The organism is Microbacterium sp. EST19A (assembly GCF_019969685.1).
GTDB lineage: Bacteria > Actinomycetota > Actinomycetes > Actinomycetales > Microbacteriaceae > Microbacterium.
The window spans coordinates 1,776,385-1,799,936 of the sequence record NZ_JAHXYZ010000001.1 but is presented as its reverse complement, the minus strand read 5'-3'; the positions used below and the strand labels follow the sequence as shown (position 1 = coordinate 1,799,936).

Here is a 23,552-nt window from a genome sequence, read left to right as displayed (position 1 = left end):
TGCTCGCATCACGGGAAGCCGATCCGATTCTGACTATACTATAGCAATATTCTCCCCGATGATGGAAAGAGGAATCACGTGAGATCTCCGCTGAGCGACTCCGATGCGCAGCTCATCGACGCCGCATCCGACCTCCTCGTGCGCGCGCATGATGCCGACGCCCACCGCGTCGCCGCCGCTGCCCGCGGCGCATCGGGCGAGGTCTATCTCGGCCTCAGTCTGCGATCCCCGCGGGTGAGCGTCTGCGCCGAGAGCTCGGCTCTCGCCAATGCCAGGATCGGGGGCGAGGAGACCATCGAGGTGATGGTCTCGGTCGGACTGCGAGCCGACGGCACCGCGGTCGTCGTGAACCCCTGCGGCGTGTGCCGTGAGGTCGTGCCGGCGATCGCCCCCGGCATCCGCACCCTCGCCGACGAAGGCGGCGGCCGAGTCGTGTCGGTCGAGGCGGGCGATCTGCTGCCGATGCCCTGGGTGCGGGCGCGCACCTACGAATAGGCTGCCCCCGCGCGGCGACGCTCGACGTGCGAGGGCCGCCGCGCGGGCCGCATTCTCAGACCGTCAGCGCCACGGGAGCGGACGCCGAAGCACCTCGCCGATGCGCTCGAGCACACCGTCGAAATCCATGTCGAACACGACCCGGTGAACAGGCCGCGTCTCGTTCTTCACCGGATGCACTCCGGCGAGGTAGCGGTCACCCGTCTCGGGATCGAGGAATGTCTCCAGCGGGCGCATGACCGCGCCGGTCACGAGCTCGGGATGCAGCAGACTCGCGACCGCCATGCTGTCGTTGATGCCCATGACGCGTCGACCTTCCGGCTGCGGGTAGGAGCGCGAGTAGAACCCGGCGTAGTCCCGACTGATCTCGGTGATCAGCTGCGCCGGAGCGAAGCCGGTCCTCGACGCGATGTCGAGGAAGAAGTCCTCGGGAACGAGGGCCTGGCGCGTGACGTACGGTCCGCACCAGGTGACGTCGCCCGCATGCTGGGCGACGATGCGCGCGGCGTCGATGTCGAAGGACACGTTGGGGTCGCGCGAGACGCGGAACCGGCGATCCTCCCAGGGCGCGGTGTCGTGGTACAGCGCCGGTCCGAGCGTGCCGACGATCGTGGTCGACCGCAGCCGTTCGAGCAGCCGGGGCTCCGCATCGAGCGCGGTCGCGAGGTTCGTCTGCGGACCGAGCGCGAGGTAGTCGAGCTCTCCCTCGTGCTCATCGAGCAGGTCGAGCAGGACAGGGACTCCGCGAGGCTCCGACGCCACGGGGCTGGCCGGGCGCAGACCGGTGTTGCCGAAGCCGTCCTCGCCGTGGATGCCGGGATTCAGGCGAAGCTCCTGGAACAGAGGGGCATCCGCGCCCCGGTAGACCGGAACATCCTGGCGCCCGCAGGTCTCCAGCACGTAGCGGGCGTTGTCGGCGGCACGCTCTCCGGTGGTGTTGCCGAAGACGCTGATCACCGCAACGATCTCGACCTCGGGGTCGGCGGCCAGCAGCATCAGGGCCAGGGCATCGTCCACACCGGTGTCGGTGTCGACCACGACTTTTCTCATGGGTGTTCTCCTCGTACAGGGGTCAGGGACGGGACAGCCCGAAGGCGGCGAACGCGTCCTGCGCCGACGTCTCGGTCAAGAGGGTGACGAACCGCGCGGCATCCTCGCCCGCCCCAGGACGGGCGCCGACGGCGAAGCGACCGTACGACTGCAGGCCGTGCGGTATCGGCTCGACGATCTGTGCGCCGGACACCGACCGCAGCTCGCTGATCTGCTGGATGGCGACGTCGGCACGGCCGTCGAGCACCGCGTCGACCGTCAAGCCGCTCTCGAAGCGGACGGCTCGCTCGTCGATGCGCTCGAGGAGTCCGCGCTCGCGAAGGACCTTCATGAAGTGCAGGCCACTCGCCCCGCTGAGCGTGTACGCCACGGCGCGGGCCGCGAGCAGGTAGTCGAGGAACGCGTCCTCTGACGCCTCGGCGGGCGCGGGCGAGCCGGCGAGCCGCGCGAACCCCACGGCCGACACGGCGATCTCCGCGGTACGCGACGGGTCCAGCACGCCGTCGGCCGCGAGAGCGGTCACCGCCGACGAGACCCCCAGCACCAGATCCGGGCGCTCCCCCGCGGCGATGCGGTCGAGCAGCACGGTGGTGGGCTCGAACGTCGCCTCGATGCGGGTGCCCGTCTCGCGTTCGAAGGCGGGGATGACCTGCTCGACGAGGGGGTTCTTGACGACGAGACCGCTGTACAGGGTGATCACGGGTGAGTCCTTCCGGAGGGAGCAGCGAGCGCGCTCAGCTGCGCCGGGGTGAGGGGAGCCGTGGCCAGGCCGCGGGTGAGGAGGAAGAGCTGCGCCGTGTGCTCGAGCTCTTCGACGGCATCCAGCGCTGCGTCCAGGTCGACGCCGGCGACGACCGGACCGTGGTTGCGCAGCAGCAGGGCGTGCGACGCGCGTGCGGCCTCCTCGACCGCGCTCGTCGCGGCCGGGTCGCCCGGCGCGAAGTAGGGAAGCATCCGCAGCGTCCCGATCCGCATGCCGTAGTAGGCCGTGAGCGGCGGGATCGGATCATCGGCATCGATGCCGGACAGGCACGACACCGCTGCCGAGTGGACGGAGTGGGTGTGCACCACCGCGTGCGCTTCGGGGCGCACCCGCAGCATCGCGACGTGCAGGAACGCCTCCTTCGTCGGCGGCGGTCCGTCGATGTGCGTGCCGTCGAGAGCCACGACCGACAGTCCGTCCGCGTCGATGTCGGCGAGGCTGACGCCGGTCGGGGTGACGAGCACACGCTCACCCTCCCGCACCGCGAGATTGCCGGTGCGCCCGTGGGTCAGGCCCCGACGGTGGATGGAGTGCGCGACGCGCTCGATCGCGCGGCGGGCTTCCGCGCTCACGACCGCGTCCCCTGCCGCGCGACGTCGATGAACAGGTCTTCGTCGCCGAAGTTCCCCGACTTGAGCACGAGGTGCACGTCGCGCTTCTCGTCGTGGATCCACGGGGCGCCGGGCGCGACCTCCTCCTCCACGACGGCCACGGCCGTACCCAGGGACCGGATGACCTCACCCGAGGTCTCGCCACCGGCGATGAGCATCCGTGTCACGCCGCGATCGGCGAGCGCCGCGGCGACGAGACCGGCGGTGCGCTCGTACAGCTCGCCGGCGCCCGGCACCTCCTGGCGACGCTCCGAGGCGGGACTGGACGAGTAGATGAGCGCCGATGCATCGGACGGCTGACGGTCCCACCACTCCAGGGCGCGGGCGGCCAGATCCTCGGCGGAGTCGTCGGGTTCGGCAGCCACGCGATACGCGGGGAGCCCGGATGCGATGAACCCGTCGATCTGCTCCAGGGTGCGGCGAGAGCAGCTGCCCGCGATGATCGCGGTGCGGCCGGGAGGGGGTTCGGGGGCCGGTTCGCCGGCCACCGTCTCGCGCAGGGCGAGCGCCCCGACGAGGCCCGCAGACCCCGCGACGAGCAGCTCGTCTCCGGCGGCATCCGCGAGCACGGCGAGATCGGCGTCGGTGACGGCGTCGGCGATGAGCTGCCGGATGCCGTCGGCGCGGGCGCGATCCATCGCCTCTCGGACAGCGTCGGCACCTCGTTGCACGACCTCGAGCGGCAGCATCCCGACCGGGTGCGCGGACTGGGCGGCGAGCAGGCGGAGGACCGACGAGTCGCGCATGGGCGTCACGGGGTGATCGCGCATGTGGGTCTCTGCGAGCAGGACGTCGCCGACGAAGAGGTGGCCTCGGTAGACGGTGCGACCGTGCAGGGGCGCGGCGGGCGTCGTCACCACCAGGTCGGCGCCGAGCGCTTCGGCGACCGCTTCGGTGATCGGGCCGATGTTGCCCTCGGCCGTGGAGTCGAACGTCGAGCAGTACTTGATGTAGATGCGATCGGCTCCCCGCTCCCGCAGCACGGCGAGCGCGGCGAGGCTCTGCGCGACGGCCTCGTCCGCGGGCAGCGACCGCGTCTTCAGACCGATGACGATCCCGTCGGGGTCGACCGAGGCCTCGGCGATGTCGGTGCCCAGTGCGAGGAGGGTGCGCAGGCCGGCACGCCGCAGGGCTGCGGCCACGTCGGTCGCCCCGGTGACGTCGTCGGCGATGACGCCGATCATCGAGAACTCTCCTCGAGCGCGGCCGTCAGTCGGCGTGCGGCGGCGGACGGCCCGTCGAGGACCACCGCACCGAAGCGCTCGGCGAGGGGACCCGCGGCCTCCGCGAGCGAGTACTGGGCGAGCACGACCAGGTCGTACGGCTCCTCGACGCCGGAGATCGCCGTCGCGAGCACGTCGACGAGCGCCGACGCGGGAAGAGGCACCGCCGCCTCGGGGACGACGACGGTGTGCGCGCGCGCGGATGACCCGGCTTCGCTGAAGGCGCTCGTCAACCGCGTCGCACTGTCATCCGCGGCCGACTCGAGAGAGGCCACGAGCAGCACGCGGGCGGGTGCGGCGGCCACGGCCTCCGCGAACAGCGGACCGTCGGCGGAGAGGACGGCGGCGCCGTCGACCTCGCGCTCGCGCCGGTCGGCACGATCACCGAACTGGGAGCAGGTGAGCAGCACGCCGTCGGCGCCGCCCGCGAGAGCGATCTCGATGAGGCCGTCCATCCGGGCGGCGAGCGCTCCGGTGATGCCCCCCGCGGTGCGGGCGTCGGCGAGCAGTCGATCGTCGAGCAGGTTCCACACGGTCGCGCCGGGAAGGGCGGCGGAGATCGCGGCCGCGGCCGGCGCGATCGCGAGCGGCGTGGCGCTGATGAGCGCGATTCTGTGGTCGGTCATCGGATGCTCCTCTCGATCCAGGACAAGCCTTCACGGGTACCGGCGACGGGTGCGTACTCGCATCCGATCCAGCCGGCGTAGCCGCTCTGCGCGATGCGGGCGAGCACGCGCTCGTAGGCGATCTCGCCGGTGCCCGGCTCACCGCGCCCCGGGTTGTCGGCGATCTGCACGTGTGCGACCAGGGGATGCAGCTGCTCGAAGCGCTCGATGACGTTCCCGCGGTCGACCTGCGCGTGATAGACGTCGAACAGCACGCCGACGACATCCGGATCGACGGCCTCCGCGACCGCCGCCGCCGTCTCCATCGATGCCAGCCCGTAGCCGGGCTGATCGCGCTTGTTGATCGCCTCCAGCGCGAGACGCACTCCCGTACCCCGCGCCTGCTCGGCCGCCCACGCGATGTTCGTCACGTACGTCGCGAAGGCCGACTCGGCATCGGCCTCGGCGGGCTTGATGCCGGCCATGACGTGGACGACGCGGGCGTCCAGGACCGCCGCGTACTCGAGCGCGCGCAGCACGCCGTCGCGGAACTTCTGTCGCGCTCCGGGCACGTAGGCGGCACCCGAGGCCGTGCGAGAACCCGGAGCACCTGCCGGCGTGTTGATGAGGATCTGCGCCAGCCCGGCATCGTCCAGCAGCCGACGCACCTCGGTGGGCGCGAGCTCGTACGGCGACGCGAACTCCACCGCGGTGAAGCCCGCCTGGGCGGCGGCGGTGAAGCGCTCGGCGAACGGCACCTCGGTGAACATCCACTTCAGGTTGGCCGCGAGGCGCACCGGGCCCGACGACGTCTCGATGATCATGCGGACACCGCGTTGTACTGCGGGTTGACCACGAATTCCGGGGCCGCGCCGCCGAGGGCGCCGATCACGTTGCGCGCCGCCATGCGGCCCGACTCGCCTCGAGCCTCGCGGGTGGCGCCGGCGACGTGGGTGGTCGCGAGGATGCCCGGGGTGTGCAGGAGCGGGCTCGACGCGCCCAGCGGCTCGTCCGCGAAGACGTCGAGGGCGGCGCCGCCGATGCGCCCGTTCCGCACGGCGTCGACCAGCGCGTCCTCGTCGACGATGCCGCCGCGCGCGGTGTTGATGAGTACCGCGTCGTCCTTCATCAGAGCCAGACGGGAGGCGTCGATGAGGTTCCGCGTCGATTCGTCGAGGAAGAGATGCAGGGTCACGAAGTCGGCCTCGCGCAGCAGCTCGTCGAGACCGAGGCGACGGATGCCGTGGGTCGCGGCGAATCCCTCGTCGAAGTACGGGTCGTAGGCGACGATGTTCATGCCGAAGCCGGCGGCGATCGTCGCGACCGCCTTGCCGATCGATCCGAGTCCGAGGATTCCGAGGGTCGATCCGTGCAGTTCCCGGCCCGTGAGCTGCTGCCATGTCCCCGCGGCCAGGTTGCTCACGTTCTCGGGGATGCGCCGGGCACAGGCCAGCGCGAGGGCGAAGACGTGCTCGGCGACGGCCTGGCGGTTGGCGCCGGGCGTGACGCACACGGGTACCCGCCGTGCGGTGGCGGCCGGCACGTCGACGCTGTCGTAGCCGACCCCCGTCCGCACGATGAGCTGCAGGTCGGTCGCGAGCGCGAGGTCGTCCTCGCCGAGCGGCCGGGTCCCCGCGATGATCGCGCGCACGCCGGACAGCGTCCGGGCTCGGTCCGCCGGGGAGAGCTGCGCCAGCTCGGGCTCATGGTGGGTCGTGAGACCTGCGGAGCGCAGCATCCGATCCACTTCGTCGCCGGGTTCGAGGAACGCGGTGGTGATCAGCACATCGTGGGAGTCGGTCGAGGTCACCAGATCCCTCCTTCGTAGTCGGGGGCGGCGAAAGCGCCGCCGTGCAGGGTGGGTGCGGGGGCGGAGAGATCGACGCCGTCGGCGTGATCCGCTGCGTCGTCGAGCGGCACGTATCCGATGGCGGCCCAGCCGGCGTCGCCGTTCCACCAGCGGCCGGTGTTGGCCGAGCAGCCGTAGACGACCTGGCAGCCCACCGGCGCACTCTCGATCGCGCAGCGGAACAGTTCGACGCCGTCGCGCCAGCTCAGCCAGAGGGCGAGCTGACGGACGTCTTCGGGCTGCGGGCGGAAGGTGCCGATGCGCACGAGCACCGACTCGATCCCCCACTTGTCGTGGTAGAGACTGGCGAGCGCCTCGCCGAACGCCTTCGAGACGCCGTAGTAGGTGTCCGGCCGGAGCAGTGCGCTCTCGTCGAGGACCTCGCTCGCGGGATGGAACCCGACGACGTGATTGGAGCTCGCGTAGACGACCCGGCGCACGCCGGCCCGTCTCGCCGCTTCGTAGACGTTGTAGGTGCCGTCGATGTTGACCCGGCGGATGTCGTCGAACGAGGACTCGTCGGCGATTCCGCCGAGGTGCACGATGACGTCGACGCCTTCGGCGGCGGTCGCGAGCCCGTCCAGATCGGCGAGATCGCCGACGACGATCTCCTCGCCGGGGAAGAGCTGCTCATCCGACGCGGAGCGCGCGAACAGCACGACCCGGTCGTACCGGGCGGCGAGACCCTCGCGGATCACCCGGCCCATCCGCCCGGTGCCTCCGGTGTACAGAACTGTCGTCATCGTCGTGTTCTCCTCCTGCGTCATCGGCACTCAGCCGATGCTGCGGTCCTCTTCGCCGTGGGTCGCATCGGCGAAGTAGCCGATCGCCGCACGCTGCGGATGCTGTCGCCGCGCTTCGCCGTTCTCCCAGCGGAGCGCCACGTCGTGTCCTGGCACGAGAGTGGCTCCGGTGTCGGTCAAGAGCGAACGCAGCGCGCCGATGGTGGCCACGCTGGCGTCCGCGTCGAGTGTCGAGTCGACACGGCCCGAGGCCAGTTCGTAGACGTTCTTCACCGCGTCGCCGGCGAACACGCGCTGCTCATCGGCGCGCTCGAGATAGAAGGCGAGGTGATGCGGAGTATGACCGGGGCTGTCGATGGCGTGGATGCCGGGAAGCACCTCTTGTCCGCCGGACATCCGCGCGACACCGCTTGTACGCCGGAGCAGCTCCTGCACATGCAGGTCGGGGATGAAGGGGGTACCGGCCGGCTGATCCGCCGCCCAGCGCAGCTCGCGTTCACTGACCCAGGTGGTCGCGTGCGTGAACATCGGGAAGTTGGAGACATGATCCCAGTGCATGTGGGTCAGCAGCACGTCGGTCACGTCATCCGTCGTGAGCCCGTATCTCTCCAGGCCGGCGTGGATGAGAGGGACGTAGGCGGGCTGACCGGCGTCGATGAGCACTCGGCGGATGCCGTCATCGAGGAGCCAGAGACTGCTCCAGCCGAACGCGCCGTGGGAGCTCGATTTCCCGGGGAATCCGTCGATCAGCGGACGCGCGACGTATCCGGACGATCCCGTCGTTCCGGTCTCCGTCGTCGGCGTGACCTCGCTGTTCTGCGCTCGCATAAAAAATAGTATAGCGCAAACACCGAGAACTGCACCGAGGGATCAGGCGTCGAGAAGCCTCTCGGTCGCGCCGATGATGTGACGGCGCATCGCGTCGGCAGCCTTGTCCGCGTCACCCGCGGCGATGGCCTCGTAGACCTCATCGTGTTCCGGCGCCGCACTGACCGCTCCCGTGCGGCCGACCTTCGAGAATAGACGGAAGCGCTGGATCTGCCCACCGAGAGCGGCGTACGACAACTCCAGGAAAGCGTTGCCGGACTGCGCGGCGATCATCGTGTGGAAGCGGGCGTCGCTCCGCCAGTACAGATCGAAGCTCTCGGTCTCGGTGTCGGCGACCTTGGCCGATCGATAGAAGTCCTCGACGGCCTCCCGAAGTCCCTTCAGGAATTCCGGTGTGGCGCGCTGGGCGGCCTCGTAAGCGAGGCGCGGCTCGAGCAGCACACGCGCTTCACCCAGCTGCTCCACCTCGGCACGCGTCATGACAGGGGCGACGCGATAGCCGCGCAATGCCTCACGTTGGACGAGTCCGGTGTGCTCCAGTCGGGCGAGCGCCTCGCGCAGAGGCGTCTGGCTGACATCGAGCTCGCGGGAGAGGGCCCCGATGTTCAGGCTCTGCCCTGCCGCTCGCTCCCCCGACATGAACTGATGCAGCAGCACATCGTACATACGGTCGGCGATGGGCTGCTTCGTCGATCGCCCGGCCACATCGTCTCCTTACACTCCGTCCCTCGAACAGTATCGGCCGTCTTCCCAGGGACCGGGGGGACTCGCGGCCATCATCGGTTATTGGCCGGCCCGCACGCACAGCGACCGAGCACACCGGCCGTTCATGTGGCCGGCCGGTCGATCCGCGACACGACGTGCAGCGGCGGGTCGATCGGGTTGTCCGGCTCCATGTCCCCCTCGCCCACCCGCCGGAATCCCGCCTTCTCGAGCGCGCGCCACGAACCGATGTTGCCGGCGACGACGGGAACGATGATCGCGGGAGCGTCGGGGTAGGAGAGCCAGGTGTCGGCGACGACCGCGCGGATGATCGCCGTTCCCAGCCCGCGCCCGGTGCTCGCCGCGTCGGCGATGAGGTAGTCGATCGTCACCGCACGATCGGGCACGTCGACGATCGCCGCGAGCTCGTCGAAGTCCTCGGCGTAGTCCGCGATCCGTGAACGCTGCACGAGCGCCGCGGGCACACCGTCGATCGACACGAGCAGGTCCTCACCGGCCTCCTCACCCCGCGTGCCCGGCCCGAAGTCCCGTGCCACACCGGAGACCGAGAAGTCATGATGCCAGTAGCGGTGCACGTGCGGCCGCGACAGCCAATCGGCGAGCAGCGGGAAGTCGCCTTCGACGACGGGGCGCCAGGTGATCCGCGGAGCGACGGGACGATCCATGCGGCCATGATCTCACCGCCGGGCGGCGGTGATGCGGACGAACAGGCTGATCCACACGACGACCAGGATGCCGACCACGAGCTCGACGGCCGTCAACGTGTAGTACCCGGTCGCGAACAGGATGAACTGCACCACCAGGATCACGACGAACAGCCAGCCGAGCGCCGTGAAGAGCCGTGGCAGCCCGGGGATCAAGCGCGGCAGGAAGACGACCACGACACCGAAGACGATGGCCATCGCCGCGGCGCTCAGGGTGTGCGGCACGTAGAACGCGTCGGCGGGGAGGGCTCCGACCAGCATCAGCGAGATGCCGACGACGATGAGGCCGAGCCGCACGCGCGCGACGCCGCGGGCGGGTGCGGTGGGAAAGCGGCGGGTGGCGTACCGGGCGAGCGTGGTGACGATGAATCCGCCCACGACCAGCGTGACATTGAAGGCGACCGCGGATGGATCGTCGGTCTCGCCGAGCGCACTGAGATTCCTCTTCCACCATTCGCGATCACCGGCGGTCAGCATGCTCGCGAAAAGTCCCTCGATGAGGAACAGCGGCAGCAGCACGGCCAGAGACGACGCGCTCATGCGCGTGCCCGACGTGAACGCGATGTAGGCGCTCAGACCGGCGGTCGTCCCGGCGATGAGCATGCTCGGGAATCCGAAGACCGGTGCCCCGGTGAGTCCGCTCTCGACGACGCCGGAGAGGAGCGACCACGACACCAGGCTGATCACGCCGTGCGCGAAGGCCAGCGCCGCGATATCCAGCACGTTCAGCACCGGGTGCGTGCCGCCGGGCGCACGGACGACCCACCGACCGGCGACGAAGGCCACGGCGGCCACGATCGCCGATGCGACCGCACTGTACAGGCCGATGGACTCGTCACCGGTGATCGGCAGCGGACGCAGGCGGAAGATCACCAGGACGACCAGGGCGCTCGCGACCAGCGCGGTCGCGCCGACCCCGAGGGCGAGTGTCTCTCGTCGTCGGTCACCCGAGACCCCGGTGGCGACGAGGAATTCCCCTGATGATCGCCGAACGGCGTCGATCACCCGCGAGGGCACGTCCGGGCGCGCAGTCTCCGTCATCCATCAATCCCACCAGCGAGGTGCGGATGACGACAGTGTGCCTCTGTCACCGACCCCCGTGACATCTGTCAGAGAGCGCGGAGCGACCGGACGAGCCCGTCACCCTGTCAGCGCGGCCCGCACCATCCGGCTGACGAGGTCCGTGTACTCGACCCCGGCCGCCGCGAACATCCGCGGCACCTGCGACGCGGCGGTCAGCCCCGGCATCGTGTTCACCTCGTTCAGCACCGGGCCGTCGTCCGTGAGGAAGAAGTCCATCCGGGCGACGCCTGCGCACCCGAGGGCGTCGAACATCGCGATGGCCGCCCGCTTGAGCGCCGACGCCTCGGCGGCGTCGAGCGGGGCGGGCACCGTGAAGCGGGCACTTCCGTCGTACTTCGTCGCGGTGTCGAACAGTCCGTGCGCGTGGATCTCGAGCGGCGGCGCAGCCCAGCGGATCCCGCCGGCCTCGCGCAGCACCGCCACGTCGATCTCCCGTGCCCGCACGACCTCCTCGACGAGGATGCGCCGATCGAACCGCGCCGCGGTGCGCAGCGCCCCCAGCAGGTCGCCGGCCTCCGTCACGAGGCTCACGCCGTAGCTCGACCCTGCGGAGACCGGCTTGACGACGACCTCCTCCTCGAACTCCGCGTCGCCGATGTCGTCGGCAGAGACGAGCCGTCCTTTCGCGGTGCGGATGCCGACGGCATCCGCCACGAGCTTCGTCGCCCACTTGTCCATGCCGATCGCTCCCGCCCGGAGGTCGGAGCCGACGATCCTGGCGCCGGCGAGCGCGGCCAATGCGGCGAGGGCGCCGTCCTCTCCGAGCGCTCCATGCACCGCAGGGAATATGACGTCGGCCTCGGCGATCAGCGGCAGCGCGAGGGCCAGCGATTCTCCGGGCGTCGTGCAGGGCGGGATGCCGTCGGCCCGCCAGATCCCGTCTCGGTCGATCGTCACCGTGGTCACGGTATGACCCGTGATCCGGAGCGCCGCGGCGACGGCTCCGGCCGACGCGAGCGACACCTCGTGCTCGGCGTTCTGCCCGCCCCCGATGACCAGCACGTGCGGCATCACGCGATGCTCCGCTGCACCCGGGCGCCGATGCCGGTCACGATCGTGTGCGGGATGCTGCCCGCCCACCGCGCCCACTCCTGCACCGACGGCACCGCGCCGCCCTCCGGACCGAAGACCGTGACGGCCGTGCCGCGCGGGAACACGGCATCCCCCGTGTCGACGACGATCTGGTCCATCGACACCCTCCCCACGAGCGGATGCCGCGCCCCGCCGATCTCGACCGACGCGCCCTCTCGCAGCTCCCGCGGGATGCCGTCGGCGTAGCCCACCCCCACGACGCTGAGGTTGGTCGGACGCGACGTGACATGCGTCGCGCCGTAGCCGATGGGCGTGCCCGCCGGCACCGCCGCGCTCTGCACGACCGACGCCGTGAACCGCGAGGCCCCGGTCAGCGTCACCGAGTCCGACGGGTCGATGCCGACGAGCCCCGCTCCGATGCGCACCATCCCGAAGTGCGTCGCCGGATCGGTCAGCGCCCCCGACGTCGCGGCGAGGTGCACGAGCAGGGGCCCGAACCCTGCTCGCAGCACCGCGTCGCGCGCCTGCCGCATGCGCAGCACCGCGGGCTCGTTGGCCCGCGGGTCCCCCTCGTCGGCGCGCGGCAGATGCCCCATCACCCCCACCACCTCGACGCGCCTTCTCCCCTGCCGCGCGATGCGCAGCAGCTCCGGCCACTCGCCCAGTGGGCACCCTCCTCGCGACATGCCGGTGTCCAGGTGCAGGTGCACACGCACCGGCGCCTCCGCGTCGGCCACCAGCCGGCGCAGCTCCTCGACCGAGCCGACCGCGATGTCCACGCGGTGGCGCGCGGCCTCGTCGGCGTCGACCCCTGCGGGGTTCAACCACGACAGGATCGGTTCGCGAAGGCCGGCATCGCGCAGGGCGACCGCCTCCCTGACATCGGTGACGCCGAGCCACTCGGCCCCGGCGTCCACCGCCGCCTGGGCGACGGCGACCGCACCGTGTCCGTAGCCGTCGGCCTTCACCACCGCCATGATGCGGGCACGGGTCCCGGTGCGCACCCGGCGCACGTTCTCCGCCACTGCGGCGGGCAGCGTCTGGAGCGTGGGCGCCGGCAGGAGCGAGAGCGCGGTGCGCTCGGTGGCGAGCAGAGCGGTCATGGCTGCATCCTCGGGTCTTCTGTGGGGTCGGCGTACTGCTCAGGACAGCCGTCTGTCACGGCATCCGGTCGCAGTTCGTAGTGCCACGACTCGTTCGCGTAGGTCTGACAGAGGCCGTAGTCGGAGCCGTGCTGGGCGAGCCAGTCGAGGGTGGGCAGCGGACCGAGATCGACGGCCTTCCCCGACACATGGGCGGAGGTCTGCGGCGTGGCGACCCAGCGGGCGGCTTCCGCCTCGGAGCCGTACTGGCTGATCGCGTCCTGCAGCATCCGCTCCTGCAGCGCGGCGGACCGCCATCCGCTGTTCACCCGGAACTCGAGTCCGTCGGCGGCGGCATCGTTCGCAGCGCGCTGCAGGGCGTCGAGCAGTGCCGGGTCGAGGTTGCCGATCGCGACGCGATCGATGTCGAACACCGTGGGCTGGTCGCCGTCGCGGATCACGCCGTCGGCATCGCTCGGGGCGATCACCGAGCCGGGGATGTCCTGTGGCGGCGGCGCAGCGGTGTCCGTCGTCGGGGTCTCGTTCGAGACGGCGGCGGATGCGGCGGCGAGCGACTGCTGCACGGCGAAGGCGAGGAGTACGACGGCGACGAGGGCGATCGCGGCGACGATGAGTCGTCGGCGGCGCCGGATGCCACGGGAGACGGGGATGGTGCGGGTGTTCATGTCTTCAGTGAAGGAGGATGCCGGTTGCCGGGGCGTATGCGCTTTTCCATATGCTGCCGATATACGCGGGTGCGTAGGATCGCAGCCATGCGTGTGCTGATCGTCGAGGACGAGCCCTACCTCGCCGAGGCGGTTCGCGATGGGCTGCGCCTGGAGGCGATCGCGGCCGACATCGCCGGCGACGGCGACACCGCCCTCGAGCTGCTGAGCATCAACGCCTACGACCTCGCCGTGCTCGACCGCGATGTTCCCGGCCCCTCCGGCGACGACATCGCCCGATGGATCGTGGCATCGGGCACCGGCATCCCGATCCTCATGCTGACCGCCGCCGACCGCCTCGACGACAAGGCGTCGGGGTTCGAGATCGGGGCCGACGACTACCTCACCAAGCCCTTCGAGCTGCGCGAGCTGGTGCTGCGGCTGCGCGCGCTGGATCGACGGCGGCAGCGCGCTCGCCCGCCGGTGCTCGAGGTCGCGGGGCTCCGCCTCGATCCGTTCCGCCGCGAGGTGTACCGCGACGGCCGCTACGTCGCCCTGACCCGCAAGCAGTTCGCCGTGCTCGAGGTGCTGGTCGATGCGGGCGGTGGCGTGGTGAGCGCCGAGGAGCTGCTCGAGAGAGCATGGGACGAGAATGCCGATCCGTTCACGAACGCCGTGCGCATCACGGTGTCGTCGCTGCGGAAGCGCCTCGGCGAGCCGTGGCTGATCCTCACCGTGCCCGGCGTCGGGTACCGCATCGAGACGGATGCCGATGCCTAGGCGGCGCGGGATGAGTGCGCGGCTCAAGCTCACCCTGAGCTACGCCGGCATCGTGGTGTTCTCGGGCGTGCTGCTGCTCGCGGCGGTGGCCTTCTACCTCCTGCGGTATGTGCCGGACTCCGTCGACGTCTTCCCCAATCGCTCAGACCTGATCAGGGCGTTCGTGCCGGTGGCTGGCGTGGTGATGGTGGTGTTGATCGCGCTGGGGCTCGGCGGCGGCTGGATCCTTGCCGGCCGGATGCTGGCCCCGCTCGACCGCATAGGACGCGCGGCGCAGCTCGCCGCCCAAGGCTCTCTCTCGCACCGCGTCTCCCTCGAAGGTCCGCGCGACGAGTTCCGCGATCTCGCCGACGTGTTCGACTCGATGCTCGAGCAGCTCGAGGCGCAGGTCGCCGAGCAGCAGCGGTTCGCCGCGAACGCCTCGCACGAGCTGCGCACTCCGCTGGCAATCTCGCAGACGCTGCTGGAGGTCGCCCGCACCGATCCCTATCGAGACGTCGACGCGCTGATCTCCCGCCTGTACGAAGTCAACGCGCGAGCCATCGAGCTGACCGAGGCGCTCCTCATGCTCAGCCACGCGGAGCGTCGGTCGTTCCCCCGCGAAGTCGTCGATCTGTCGCTCCTGGCGGAAGAGGCCGTCGAGGCTCTCCTTCCGCTCGCGGATCGACGCGGGGTCGCCGTCGAGGTGGGCGGTGTCGCCGCTCCGGTGCTGGGCTCGTCGGCCCTGCTGCAGCAGCTCGTCACGAACCTCGTGCTCAACGCGGTCGTGCACAACCTGCCCTCCGGCGGGGCCGTCGCGGTGCGCACGCACCTGCAGCCGCACGCGGTGGCGCTGGTCGTCGAGAACACCGGCGAGGTGCTGCCCGCGTACCGGGTGGCGACTCTCACCGAGCCGTTCCAGCGCGGTGCCGAGCGCACCCGCGGCGAAGATCATGCCGGGGTGGGCCTCGGTCTCGCGATCGCTCAGCGCATCACCCAGGCGCACGGCGGAACCCTCGTGCTCACCCCGCGCGCGGAGGGTGGCCTGATCGTGACGGTGTGGCTGCCGCATCCGTATCCGGCGCCGCTGGGCTGAGCGCGGGGCCGGCACACCCGTCGGGAGTTGGCACGGATGTCGGTCCAGATAGCGGATCTCGCCCGGCATCCGTACTTTCTCCCGACAAGTGTGCCGAGCGGATGCCGATGCGGCCCGGTCAGCCCGCCCCGGACCCCCGCACCAGCCTCCCCGCGATCTCGACCATCGCCTGTCGCACCTCGTCGCCGTCGAGCACCTCGAACTCGATGCCGCACATGCCGATGTACAGCGCGAACTCCGCGGGCGAGCCGGATCCGGCGGTCAGGATGCTGGTGCCCTCGGTCTCGGGAACCACCTGCGCGACCGTCGCATCGAAATGGCGACTGACTTCGTCGGCCGGCGCCTGCATGCGGAACGTCGCGCGATACCGGTACGGCGCGGTCGTGATGCTGCGGGTGGTGAACCGGCGGAGCGCCTCGTCGGGGATGTCCTTCCGCGGGAACTCCTCGCGCAGGATGAGCGGATGCCGCATCCGATCGACCCGCAGCGTGCGCCATGCCTCCCGTTCCGGATCCCACGCGACGAGGTACCAGCGCTCGGCGGTGTGCACGACGCGGTGCGGCTCGATGACGCGGCGGACCTCCTCGCCGTCGTGGCGGGTGTAGTCGACCTGCATCCGTCGGCGCTCGGCGATCGCGGTGGCGATGGTCGTGACGACCGCGATGTCGACGTCGTCGTGGCGCGTGGTGAGCGGCACCATCGCCTGCTCGACCTCGACGATCTGCCGTCGCGTCGCCGGTGAGAGCGATTGCTCGAGCTTCGCGAGAGCGCGGGCGGAGGCCTCCTCGATCCCGGTGACGGCGGCGGTGGCCGCGGCTCGGAGCCCGACGGCGATGGCGACCGACTCGTCGACCGTGAGCGTCAACGGCGGCACCGCCGCACCCGCACCGAGGCTGTAGCCGCCATGCCTGCCCCGCGTCGCCTCGATGCCGTAGCCGAGTTCGCGCAGATCGTCGATGTCGCGGCGCAGGGTGCGGGCGCTCACCTCGAGCCGCTCCTGCAGTTCGGTTCCGCTCCATTCGCGTCTGGCCTGGAGCAGAGAGAGGAGCTCGAGGGTGCGTCCGGTGGTGCGGGTCATGTCCCCAGCCTCTCTTGCTATCCGGTCATATTGTGGCCGTTTAGGTCGAGAGAGTGAAGTCATGAACACGAATCAGATCGACTCCCGCGTCCAGCCCTTCCGCATCGAGATCTCCGACGACGCCGTGCAGGACCTGCGCGCGCGGCTGCGGAATGCTCGATTCCCGCAGCCCCTGCCGATCGACGACCGGAGCACCGGCATCCCCTCCGCCGAACTCCAGAGCCTCATCGCCCGCTGGGCGGATCACGACTGGCGCGCCACCGAGGAACGCCTCAACGCACTCCCGCAGATCATCACCGAGATCGACGGCCAGCCCATCCACGCGGTGCACGTGCGCTCCCCACATCCGGATTCGACGCCGCTGCTCCTGCTGCACGGCTGGCCGGGATCGTTCCTCGAGTTCGAGGCGCTGATCGGTCCGCTCACCGACCCCGTCGCGCACGGCGGCGACGCCTCCGACGCGTTCGACGTGGTGATCCCGTCGCTCCCCGGTTTCGGCTTCTCGACACCGCTGATCGGCGCGACCTGGGGAACCGGCGAGATGGCCGCGGTGATGCTCGAGCTCATGACACGCCTGGGCCACGACCGCTTCGCCGTGCAGGGCGGCGATGTGGGCGCCGGCGTCGCCCCGGAGATCGGCCGGCTCGCACCGGAGCGCGTGATCGGCGTGCACGTCAACGGCTCGCTCGGCAACTTCGCGGGCGACCTCGACGACGAGACCGTCGCGTCACTGACCCCGCTCGAGCAGGACCGCGTGCGGCGCATCCGGGAGTTCATGCAGAACGAGTTCGGGTACATCGCGATCCAGTCGACGCGCCCCGGACTCGTCGGACAGGTGCTCGCCGACAGCCCCGTCGGGCAGTTCGCCTGGATCCTCGACAAGCTGCAGGCGTGGACGCATCCGACCGACGCGTCCGCGATCGACGTCCTCGGCGAGCGCTTCGTGTTCGAGAACGCGGCGCTGTACTGGTTCACCGCATCGGCGGGCACGTCGGCCTTCGTCGGATACGCCCAGCAGGGCGACTGGGGCGCCGAGCCCGAGAGCTCGGGCGTGCCCACCGCCGTGATCGTGTTCGCGCACGACGTCGGTCTGCGCTTCGCGGAGGAGAAGGGTCACAACATCGTCCGCTGGACCGACGTCGAGGGCCGCGGCGGACACTTCGCCGCCATGGAGGAGCCCGAGATGCTGGTCGACGACGTGCGGGCGTTCATGCGGTCGCTGCGGTAGTCGGCGGCCACGGGTTCATCTGCAGGCAGAAAGTACGGATGCAGGTCCGGAACACCGTTTCGGACCTGCATCCGTGTTTTCGACCTGCAAGTGGGCCGATGCCGGGACGCGCGGATGCCGGGCCCACGGGCCTCGCGCCGTGAGCACCTTCTGCGGCCATTCCGAACTTCTGCGGCCGGATCCCCCGATCCGGGCCGCAGAAGTCGCGGATGGCCGCAGAAGTTGCGTCGGATGCTGCGGGTCAGGCGACCTGCGAGCCCCGCAGCGCGGCGACCTCGCGGCCATAGGCGACCGCGTCGGTCTCGGCGGCCTCCTTGAGCTCCTGCGCGGTGTCGGCGAAGGCGTCGAGCGCCGGGTTGACTCCCACGAGGGTGAACGGACGCTGCACGACGCGCAGGTCGAGGCCCCAGACATCCGCCAGTGCACGACGCAGCCAGCCGGTCGAGTGGTCCCAGCCGTCCTTGGGGGTGCCGGGCGCGTAGTTGCCGCCGAGGACCGTGACCAACGTCGCGGGCTTGCCGCGGAGCGCGGTGCCGGTCGGGTCGATGCGCGAGTCGGTGTAGGCGAGGTCGAACCAGGTCTTGAAGTGCTGCGAGACGCCGTAGTTGTAGAGCGGCACGGCGAACAGCAGCGCGTCGGCGCCGATCAGCTCGTCTGCGAAGGTCGTGGCGAGTGCGCGGGCCTCGTTCTGCGCGGGGGTCCGCTGCGCGGCGTCGACGAACCCGCCGGTCACGGCATCCGCCCAGGCCGTCGCGGGAACGGGGTCGGCGGCGACATCACGACGGGTCACCGTCGAGTCGGGATGGGATGCCGTCCACTCGGCCTCGACGAGGTCGGCGAGTGCGCGGCTGGCGGACGACGCGGGAAGGATGCTGGCATCCAGGCGGAACAGGGACATGTCTGACCTCTCGTTTTCGTAGTCGCTAGGTTTTTCTTAGCGACACTGGTTAACGTAGCACGAGTAGGATGGGGGCATGCCCGAGCTCGAGGAGGCAGTGCAACGGTGTGACGCCGCCGTCACACTCGCCTTCAGCGTGCTCGGCAAACGGTGGAACGGCATGATCGTCGCCTCTCTCGGCGCCGGCCCCTCGACCTTCGTCACCCTGCGCCGCGCGGTCGCCGGCATCAGCGACACGGTGCTGTCCGACCGGCTCGCCGAACTCGCCGAGACCGGTCTCGTGGCCCGCACGGTCGACGCCGGACCGCCCATCACCGTGTCGTACGCGCTCACCGCGAGCGGCGAAGGACTGCTGCCGATTCTCGACCAGCTCGGCGCCTGGGCGTCGACGAACCTGGAGCGGCGCGCGCGCTGACGCGACCGGCATCCCGCCGCCCCGGCATCCCGCCGTCCCGTGTCGTGGGCGTCCGGGCGCCGTCTCCGGAGTATGCTCGGCGCGGGATCTGGGGCCCTGTTCTCATGATCTGATCGGTCCCGCCTGCAGGAGGTCCCCGCCGATGACCGGCCCCGCCTCGATCGACCGGATCGCGCCCCGCGTGCCACGACGACCGCGGATGCATGTGCTCTCGGTCATCGCGATCACCGTGGTGGTGACGGTGATCGTCGCCGCCGCACTGGTCGTCCCCGTTCTGATCGGTGGTCTCACATCCACGGTCGACACCGAGGAGCGGACGGTGCACCTGACCGACGGGACCGCCGAGGTGCAGCTCGTCCTGCCGCCCGACTGGTCGTGGCGCGGGCACTTCGGCGATGAGTCCCGCGGCGTGGCCGGAAGCCCCGATCGGCGGATGACCATCGAGCTCGAACTCGCGGCCGAGGCGGAGCCCCTGGCGGTGATCGAGGGCATCGCGCCCGGCCCGCTGGGCCCCGCGAGCGAGGAGCCGCTCGTCGACGGCCCGGCCGACCTAGCGACCGTCGTGTACGCGCGGGTGCTCGATCAGGATGTCGTCGTCGGCGCGATCGCCGACGGCCCGGTGGTCGTGACATTCATCGCCTCGCCGTCCCCCGCCTACGACGCCGAGCTCGCCGATCTCCTGGCCACGCTCGAGGTGGTCCGGTGAACGGGCGACACCGGCGGCCCCTCCTCGCGGTCGGAGCCGTCCTGACACTCCTCCTCTCGGCCTGCGCGCCCGACTCCGTGGCGGGATGGGAGCCGCGGCAGTGGTCCGTCAGCGGCTCGATCGTGCGGTCTCCTGCCCCTACGGATCCGGGCCACGCGTCGACCCTCGACATGCGGCTGCAGAACGACGACGTCGACATCGATGCACGGTGGGCGTCGCTGCCCGGAGCGCCGGCGTTCAACACGGCGGTCGAGGCCGTCGTGCGCGCGGCCGTGCAGGAGCAGGTCGTGGTCAGCGGACGGCCCTATCGCCCGACCGCGCACCCGGTGGGCGCCGGCCTCGGCGAGCGCGGATGCGCACCGGGGTCGACGACCGCGCCGGCGGCCGAGGTCCTGGGGGAACGGACGGGCACGGTCGTGGTGTGCGAGATCGTGCTGGCCCGGGGAGCCATGTTCGGCGAGCGGATCCGCGTGCTCACCGCCAGGTCAGGCGGTGCGGTCGACGACACCTCGACCACGATCTACACGGATGCCGCCACGGGCACCGTCGCCACAGACACGCAGCTCTTCACCGATCCCGCGGCGCTGTGGCCCGCGTACATCGACACCCTCCGGCGCGACGCGGGCAGCGTGAGCCCCCTGCCGGTCGGCCCCCCGACCGACGCGCAGCTCGCGGTCTTCGAGGATGCTCTCGCGCACGCGGAACTCGCCGCCGGCGAGATCGTCATCCCGGTGCCGGCAGAGCTCACGGCGCGCGAGCTCGACGGACTGGCGGCCTGGCGGGAGCGATCGCTCGAGCATCCGCCCCGGGTCGCGCTGCGCGAGCCGCAGACGTCCGGCGCGTTGAGCCCGGTCGGCGAGGAACTGCTGGCCGCGGAGGGAGTGTTCACGGGGCAGCCCTCCGCGGGTGCCGGGTTCGAGCATGTGCCGTGCGACCTCGTGCCGTGCATGGCTCTCACGCTCGATGACGGTCCGTCGTCGCTCACGCCGCAGTTCCTCGATGTGCTGCGCGACGAGCACTCCGCCGCCACGTTCTACATGCTGGGGCAGAACGCGCAGTCCCATCCCGACACCGTTCGCCGCGTCGCGGCGGAGGGCCACGAGATCGGCAACCACACCTGGGACCACTCGTACCTGACCGGCCTGACCGACGCGCAGATCGGCTCCGAGCTCGGACAGACGGCCGTGCTGCTGCGCGAACTCTCCGGGCAGGCGGTGAGCACCTTCCGCCCGCCCGGTGGATACGTCAACGACCACGTCGTGGGCATCGCCGGGCAGCCCGCAGTGCTGTGGAGCGTCGACACACGCGACTGGGAGCATCCGTCCGACGACGATCTCGCCCGCTACGCGATCGAGACGCCCGACGTCTCGACGATCATGCTCATGCACGACATCCAGGCGGGATCCGCCCGTGTCTTCGCGGAGGTCGTCGCCGGCCTGCGCGACCGCGGCTTCTCGCTCGTCACGGTCGAGGCCCTGTTCGGCGGCACGGTGCCGGGCGGCATCGTGCGGCACGGCCCGCTGGTCTGATCGACGCGTCCGGTCTCACCAGTCGGGCGAAAGACGCGCGTCACCAGGGGCTGGATTCGTAGTCCTTCAGGAACACGCCGTGGATGTCTTCGCCGGCCTCGCCGCGCACGATCGGGTCGTACACGCGGGCCGCACCGTCGACCAGGTCGAGCGGAGCATGGAAGCCCTCTTCGGCCAGGCGCACCTTCGTGTAGTGCGGGCGCTCGTCGGTGATCCAGCCGGTGTCGACGGCGGTCATCAGGATGCCGTCGGTCTCGAGCATCTCGCCCGCACTCGTGCGCGTGAGCATGTTGAGCGCGGCCTTCGCCATGTTGGTGTGCGGATGCCCCGGACCCTTGTACCGGCGGGAGAACTGCCCCTCCATCGCCGAGACGTTCACGACGTATTTGCGGGGGGAATCGGATGCCGCCATCGACGCGCGCAGACGACTGATCAGCAGGAACGGTGCGGTGGTGTTGGCGAGCTGCACCTCGAGCATCTCCAGCGGATCGACCTGGTCGATCGACTGGACCCAGCTGTTGGTGCGGTTGACATCGGGCACGAGGCCGCCGGCATCGATCGCGGTGCCGTCGGCGTGCTTCTCGAGCGACGACGATCCGGGGGCCATGGCGAGGCGCGCGAGGTCCTCGGCGGTGAGCGCCTGGCCGCCCTGCTCGGCGACCGTGCCGCCGAGCGCCGCGACAGACAGCAGCGGATGCGCGTCGACCGAGGCCTGCAGCGCCTGCGGGTGCGGGTCTGCGGTGTGCCCGAAGGTCTCCATCTCGGGCAGCGGTCCGTCGGGAAGCGGCTGCAGTTCGGCATCCGCCAGCAGCGAGTACGAGCCCGGCGAGCGCCGCACCGTCTGCGCGGCGTTGTTGATGAGGATGTCGAGGGGTCCCTGCGCCGCGACCGAATCGGCCAGCCCGATCACCTGGGCGGGATCGCGCAGGTCGATGCCGACCACGCGCAGCCGGTGCAGCCAGTCACCCGAGTCGGGCAGCGCCGAGAAGCGGCGCACGGCGTCGCGCGGGAAGCGCGTCGTGATCGTGGTGTGCGCCCCGTCGCGCAGCAGGCGCAGTGCGATGTGCATGCCGATCTTGGCGCGGCCGCCGGTGAGCAGGGCGCGCTTGCCGGTGAGGTCGGTGCGGGCGTTGCGCTTGCCGTGGCTGAAGCGCGCGCAGTCGGGGCAGAGCTGGTGGTAGAACGCATCGACCACGGTGTACGGCTGCTTGCAGATGTAGCAGTTGCGCGGCTTGAGCAGCTCGCCCGCGATCGGGGCGTCGACGACGCTGGTCGCGAGATCGGCGCCGCGGGTCTCATCGTCGATGCGGTCGGGGGCGCCGGTCGCGGTGCGGGCGACGACAGCCTTGTCGGCCTCGGCGATCGCGTCGCGGATCTCCTTGCGGCGCACGCGCTTGACGGCCTTGAACATCGCGGCGGTCGCGTGGCGCACGGCGACGAAGTCCGGATGCTCATCGTCGATCTGATGCAGGTTCGCGAGTACCCGCAGGGTGGTCGCGAGATCGTCGGGGTCGATGCCGTCGCCGAGCACGTCGCGCAGCTCATCGCTCGCGGTGACCTCGCCCGCGGGGTCTCCGAGCTCGTCGAAGGGTCCAGGCGCGTCGGTCATTGTGCCGATTTTACGCGAGAGTCCTGGGGGTCAGCCGCGCTGCGTGTGCGGCATCTGCTCTCTCCCCTTGATATGCAAGTAGCGGCTTGCCTATCATGGCAGGCGTGACCGATCTGTTCCGTGCGCTCGACGACGAGACGAGGCGACTCATCCTCGACGAGCTGTCGGCGCGCGACGGGCAGACGCTCTTCGAGATCTGCACGACCCTCGCGATGCGGCACGGCGTGACCCTGACCCGTCAGGCCGTGTCGCAGCACCTCGCGGTGCTCGAGTCGGCCGCGCTGATCTCCACGGAACGGCGCGGCCGCTCCAAGTTCCACTACTTCCACCCGGAGCCCATCGCCCGCATCGCCGAGCGCTGGCCGAACACACGGAGCACCCCATGAGAATCGAACTGACCAGTATCTTCGTCGACGACCAGCGCCAGGCGCTCGCGTTCTATACCGATGTGCTCGGCTTCACGAAGCACCACGACATCCCGCTCGGCGACGCCGCCTGGCTCACGGTGAGGTCGACAGAGGCGCCCGACGGCCCCGAGCTGCTGCTCGAGCCATCCGACCACCCGGCCGTGAAGCCCTACCGTGACGCGCTCGTCGAGGACGGCATCCCGCTCGCCCAGTTCGCCGTCGACGATCTCGCCGCGGAGCACGCGCGCCTGACCGGCCTCGGCGTCGTGTTCACGCAGCCGCCGACCGACATCGGCAGGGCCTTCGTCGCGGTGCTCGACGACACCTGCGGCAACCTCGTCCAGCTGATCCAGATGAAGGCCGCCTAGCCC

Annotated in this window: 27 protein-coding genes; 9 read left to right on the top strand and 18 right to left on the bottom strand. The window is 70.6% G+C overall.

The genetic code is table 11. The annotated features are described in order from the left end of the window. Window positions 1-78 precede the first annotated feature (78 nt). On the top strand, window positions 79-495 hold the full coding sequence (locus tag LC452_RS08935) for a hypothetical protein (protein ID WP_223624288.1): 417 nt from the start codon (window positions 79-81) through the stop codon (window positions 493-495). A 63-nt stretch (window positions 496-558) separates the two neighbouring features. On the opposite strand, the gene LC452_RS08930 is transcribed toward LC452_RS08935, so the two are convergent. The 15 genes from LC452_RS08930 to LC452_RS08860 form a co-directional block, all read right to left on the bottom strand. After that, the gene (locus tag LC452_RS08930; protein WP_223624287.1) at window positions 559-1,545 is read right to left on the bottom strand and encodes a nucleoside hydrolase; all 987 of its coding nucleotides are present in this window, start codon (window positions 1,543-1,545) and stop codon (window positions 559-561) included. A gap of 22 nt (window positions 1,546-1,567) precedes the next feature. Next, a complete protein-coding gene (locus LC452_RS08925) occupies window positions 1,568-2,245 on the bottom strand; it encodes a substrate-binding domain-containing protein (protein WP_223624284.1) in 678 nt (225 codons plus the stop codon). Next, the gene (locus LC452_RS08920; RefSeq protein WP_223624283.1) at window positions 2,242-2,880 is read right to left on the bottom strand and encodes a class II aldolase/adducin family protein; all 639 of its coding nucleotides are present in this window, start codon (window positions 2,878-2,880) and stop codon (window positions 2,242-2,244) included. Before LC452_RS08920 ends, LC452_RS08925 begins: the two co-directional genes overlap by 4 nt. Continuing rightward, a complete protein-coding gene (gene otnK, locus LC452_RS08915) occupies window positions 2,877-4,103 on the bottom strand; it encodes a 3-oxo-tetronate kinase (RefSeq protein WP_223624281.1) in 1,227 nt (408 codons plus the stop codon). The genes LC452_RS08920 and otnK overlap by 4 nt, the downstream gene beginning before the upstream one ends. After that, complete coding sequence (locus LC452_RS08910; protein WP_223624279.1) at window positions 4,100-4,768, bottom strand: hypothetical protein; 669 nt, start codon at window positions 4,766-4,768, stop codon at window positions 4,100-4,102. The genes otnK and LC452_RS08910 overlap by 4 nt, the downstream gene beginning before the upstream one ends. Continuing rightward, window positions 4,765-5,571 (bottom strand): hydroxypyruvate isomerase family protein, encoded by an 807-nt coding sequence (locus LC452_RS08905; protein WP_223624277.1) that lies wholly within the window; start codon window positions 5,569-5,571, stop codon window positions 4,765-4,767. The genes LC452_RS08910 and LC452_RS08905 overlap by 4 nt, the downstream gene beginning before the upstream one ends. Beyond that, entirely contained in the window at window positions 5,568-6,557 is a 990-nt protein-coding gene (locus LC452_RS08900) for a phosphoglycerate dehydrogenase (protein WP_223624275.1), read from the bottom strand. Before LC452_RS08900 ends, LC452_RS08905 begins: the two co-directional genes overlap by 4 nt. Further along, complete coding sequence (locus LC452_RS08895; protein WP_223624273.1) at window positions 6,554-7,339, bottom strand: NAD(P)-dependent oxidoreductase; 786 nt, start codon at window positions 7,337-7,339, stop codon at window positions 6,554-6,556. Before LC452_RS08895 ends, LC452_RS08900 begins: the two co-directional genes overlap by 4 nt. 30 nt (window positions 7,340-7,369) lie before the next feature. Then, entirely contained in the window at window positions 7,370-8,167 is a 798-nt protein-coding gene (locus tag LC452_RS08890) for an MBL fold metallo-hydrolase (RefSeq protein ID WP_223624271.1), read from the bottom strand. A gap of 42 nt (window positions 8,168-8,209) precedes the next feature. Beyond that, window positions 8,210-8,872 carry a GntR family transcriptional regulator gene (locus LC452_RS08885; RefSeq protein WP_223624269.1) on the bottom strand — a complete coding sequence of 221 codons (663 nt, stop codon included), beginning with the start codon at window positions 8,870-8,872 and terminating at the stop codon, window positions 8,210-8,212. Between the two features lie 122 nt (window positions 8,873-8,994). Next, window positions 8,995-9,555 (bottom strand): GNAT family N-acetyltransferase, encoded by a 561-nt coding sequence (locus tag LC452_RS08880; RefSeq protein WP_223624267.1) that lies wholly within the window; start codon window positions 9,553-9,555, stop codon window positions 8,995-8,997. Between the two features lie 12 nt (window positions 9,556-9,567). Next, window positions 9,568-10,635 carry a DUF998 domain-containing protein gene (locus tag LC452_RS08875; RefSeq protein WP_223624265.1) on the bottom strand — a complete coding sequence of 356 codons (1,068 nt, stop codon included), beginning with the start codon at window positions 10,633-10,635 and terminating at the stop codon, window positions 9,568-9,570. A gap of 99 nt (window positions 10,636-10,734) precedes the next feature. Continuing rightward, window positions 10,735-11,688, bottom strand: a complete 954-nt coding sequence (locus tag LC452_RS08870; RefSeq protein WP_223624263.1) for a D-alanine--D-alanine ligase — start codon at window positions 11,686-11,688, stop codon at window positions 10,735-10,737. Beyond that, a complete protein-coding gene (gene alr, locus LC452_RS08865; RefSeq protein WP_223624261.1) occupies window positions 11,688-12,812 on the bottom strand; it encodes an alanine racemase in 1,125 nt (374 codons plus the stop codon). Before alr ends, LC452_RS08870 begins: the two co-directional genes overlap by 1 nt. After that, a complete protein-coding gene (locus LC452_RS08860) occupies window positions 12,809-13,477 on the bottom strand; it encodes a M15 family metallopeptidase (RefSeq protein ID WP_223624259.1) in 669 nt (222 codons plus the stop codon). Before LC452_RS08860 ends, alr begins: the two co-directional genes overlap by 4 nt. A gap of 87 nt (window positions 13,478-13,564) precedes the next feature. Here LC452_RS08860 and LC452_RS08855 point away from each other — a divergent pair, with 87 nt between their 5' ends. Together LC452_RS08855 and LC452_RS08850 are read left to right on the top strand one after the other, a co-directional pair. Beyond that, complete coding sequence (locus tag LC452_RS08855; RefSeq protein ID WP_223624257.1) at window positions 13,565-14,236, top strand: response regulator transcription factor; 672 nt, start codon at window positions 13,565-13,567, stop codon at window positions 14,234-14,236. 10 nt (window positions 14,237-14,246) lie between these two features. Beyond that, window positions 14,247-15,311 (top strand): HAMP domain-containing sensor histidine kinase, encoded by a 1,065-nt coding sequence (locus tag LC452_RS08850; protein ID WP_308116470.1) that lies wholly within the window; start codon window positions 14,247-14,249, stop codon window positions 15,309-15,311. A gap of 118 nt (window positions 15,312-15,429) precedes the next feature. Here LC452_RS08850 and LC452_RS08845 read toward each other — a convergent pair whose 3' ends face one another. Further along, on the bottom strand, window positions 15,430-16,389 hold the full coding sequence (locus LC452_RS08845; protein ID WP_223624254.1) for a YafY family protein: 960 nt from the start codon (window positions 16,387-16,389) through the stop codon (window positions 15,430-15,432). Window positions 16,390-16,450: 61 nt separating this feature from the next. On the opposite strand from LC452_RS08845, the gene LC452_RS08840 reads away from it, so the two are divergent. After that, window positions 16,451-17,617, top strand: coding sequence for an epoxide hydrolase family protein (locus LC452_RS08840; RefSeq protein WP_223624253.1), 1,167 nt, complete (start codon window positions 16,451-16,453; stop codon window positions 17,615-17,617). A 241-nt stretch (window positions 17,618-17,858) separates the two neighbouring features. Here LC452_RS08840 and LC452_RS08835 read toward each other — a convergent pair whose 3' ends face one another. After that, window positions 17,859-18,515 (bottom strand): FMN-dependent NADH-azoreductase, encoded by a 657-nt coding sequence (locus LC452_RS08835; protein WP_223624250.1) that lies wholly within the window; start codon window positions 18,513-18,515, stop codon window positions 17,859-17,861. Between the two features lie 76 nt (window positions 18,516-18,591). On the opposite strand from LC452_RS08835, the gene LC452_RS08830 reads away from it, so the two are divergent. The 3 genes from LC452_RS08830 to LC452_RS22065 all read left to right on the top strand — a co-directional run bounded on the left by LC452_RS08830 (window position 18,592) and on the right by LC452_RS22065 (window position 21,165). Further along, window positions 18,592-18,930, top strand: a complete 339-nt coding sequence (locus LC452_RS08830) for a helix-turn-helix domain-containing protein (protein WP_223624248.1) — start codon at window positions 18,592-18,594, stop codon at window positions 18,928-18,930. A gap of 142 nt (window positions 18,931-19,072) precedes the next feature. Beyond that, a complete protein-coding gene (locus tag LC452_RS08825) occupies window positions 19,073-19,636 on the top strand; it encodes a hypothetical protein (RefSeq protein ID WP_223624246.1) in 564 nt (187 codons plus the stop codon). After that, window positions 19,633-21,165, top strand: a complete 1,533-nt coding sequence (locus tag LC452_RS22065; protein WP_223624244.1) for a polysaccharide deacetylase family protein — start codon at window positions 19,633-19,635, stop codon at window positions 21,163-21,165. The genes LC452_RS08825 and LC452_RS22065 overlap by 4 nt, the downstream gene beginning before the upstream one ends. Before the next feature lie 40 nt (window positions 21,166-21,205). Here LC452_RS22065 and LC452_RS08815 read toward each other — a convergent pair whose 3' ends face one another. After that, a complete protein-coding gene (locus LC452_RS08815; protein WP_223624242.1) occupies window positions 21,206-22,774 on the bottom strand; it encodes an SDR family NAD(P)-dependent oxidoreductase in 1,569 nt (522 codons plus the stop codon). A gap of 104 nt (window positions 22,775-22,878) precedes the next feature. Here LC452_RS08815 and LC452_RS08810 point away from each other — a divergent pair, with 104 nt between their 5' ends. Both LC452_RS08810 and LC452_RS08805 read left to right on the top strand, forming a co-directional pair. Next, entirely contained in the window at window positions 22,879-23,160 is a 282-nt protein-coding gene (locus LC452_RS08810) for a helix-turn-helix transcriptional regulator (protein WP_223624240.1), read from the top strand. After that, window positions 23,157-23,549, top strand: coding sequence for a VOC family protein (locus LC452_RS08805; RefSeq protein WP_223624238.1), 393 nt, complete (start codon window positions 23,157-23,159; stop codon window positions 23,547-23,549). Before LC452_RS08810 ends, LC452_RS08805 begins: the two co-directional genes overlap by 4 nt. Window positions 23,550-23,552 lie beyond the last annotated feature (3 nt).

Bases quoted from the DNA above. Each gene is read 5' to 3' on its own strand.
- LC452_RS08930 (WP_223624287.1), bottom strand. From the start codon at position 1,545: ATGAGAAAAGTCGTGGTCGACACCGACACCGGTGTGGACGATGCCCTG.
- otnK (WP_223624281.1), bottom strand. From the start codon at position 4,103: ATGATCGGCGTCATCGCCGACGACGTCACCGGGGCGACCGACGTGGCC.
- LC452_RS08910 (WP_223624279.1), bottom strand. From the start codon at position 4,768: ATGACCGACCACAGAATCGCGCTCATCAGCGCCACGCCGCTCGCGATC.
- LC452_RS08905 (WP_223624277.1), bottom strand. From the start codon at position 5,571: ATGATCATCGAGACGTCGTCGGGCCCGGTGCGCCTCGCGGCCAACCTG.
- LC452_RS08895 (WP_223624273.1), bottom strand. From the start codon at position 7,339: ATGACGACAGTTCTGTACACCGGAGGCACCGGGCGGATGGGCCGGGTG.
- LC452_RS08890 (WP_223624271.1), bottom strand. From the start codon at position 8,167: ATGCGAGCGCAGAACAGCGAGGTCACGCCGACGACGGAGACCGGAACG.
- LC452_RS08880 (WP_223624267.1), bottom strand. From the start codon at position 9,555: ATGGATCGTCCCGTCGCTCCGCGGATCACCTGGCGCCCCGTCGTCGAA.
- LC452_RS08875 (WP_223624265.1), bottom strand. From the start codon at position 10,635: ATGACGGAGACTGCGCGCCCGGACGTGCCCTCGCGGGTGATCGACGCC.
- LC452_RS08870 (WP_223624263.1), bottom strand. From the start codon at position 11,688: ATGCCGCACGTGCTGGTCATCGGGGGCGGGCAGAACGCCGAGCACGAG.
- alr (WP_223624261.1), bottom strand. From the start codon at position 12,812: ATGACCGCTCTGCTCGCCACCGAGCGCACCGCGCTCTCGCTCCTGCCG.
- LC452_RS08860 (WP_223624259.1), bottom strand. From the start codon at position 13,477: ATGAACACCCGCACCATCCCCGTCTCCCGTGGCATCCGGCGCCGCCGA.
- LC452_RS08855 (WP_223624257.1), top strand. From the start codon at position 13,565: ATGCGTGTGCTGATCGTCGAGGACGAGCCCTACCTCGCCGAGGCGGTT.
- LC452_RS08850 (WP_308116470.1), top strand. From the start codon at position 14,247: ATGAGTGCGCGGCTCAAGCTCACCCTGAGCTACGCCGGCATCGTGGTG.
- LC452_RS08845 (WP_223624254.1), bottom strand. From the start codon at position 16,389: ATGACCCGCACCACCGGACGCACCCTCGAGCTCCTCTCTCTGCTCCAG.
- LC452_RS08840 (WP_223624253.1), top strand. From the start codon at position 16,451: ATGAACACGAATCAGATCGACTCCCGCGTCCAGCCCTTCCGCATCGAG.
- LC452_RS08835 (WP_223624250.1), bottom strand. From the start codon at position 18,515: ATGTCCCTGTTCCGCCTGGATGCCAGCATCCTTCCCGCGTCGTCCGCC.
- LC452_RS08830 (WP_223624248.1), top strand. From the start codon at position 18,592: ATGCCCGAGCTCGAGGAGGCAGTGCAACGGTGTGACGCCGCCGTCACA.
- LC452_RS08825 (WP_223624246.1), top strand. From the start codon at position 19,073: ATGACCGGCCCCGCCTCGATCGACCGGATCGCGCCCCGCGTGCCACGA.
- LC452_RS08815 (WP_223624242.1), bottom strand. From the start codon at position 22,774: ATGACCGACGCGCCTGGACCCTTCGACGAGCTCGGAGACCCCGCGGGC.
- LC452_RS08805 (WP_223624238.1), top strand. From the start codon at position 23,157: ATGAGAATCGAACTGACCAGTATCTTCGTCGACGACCAGCGCCAGGCG.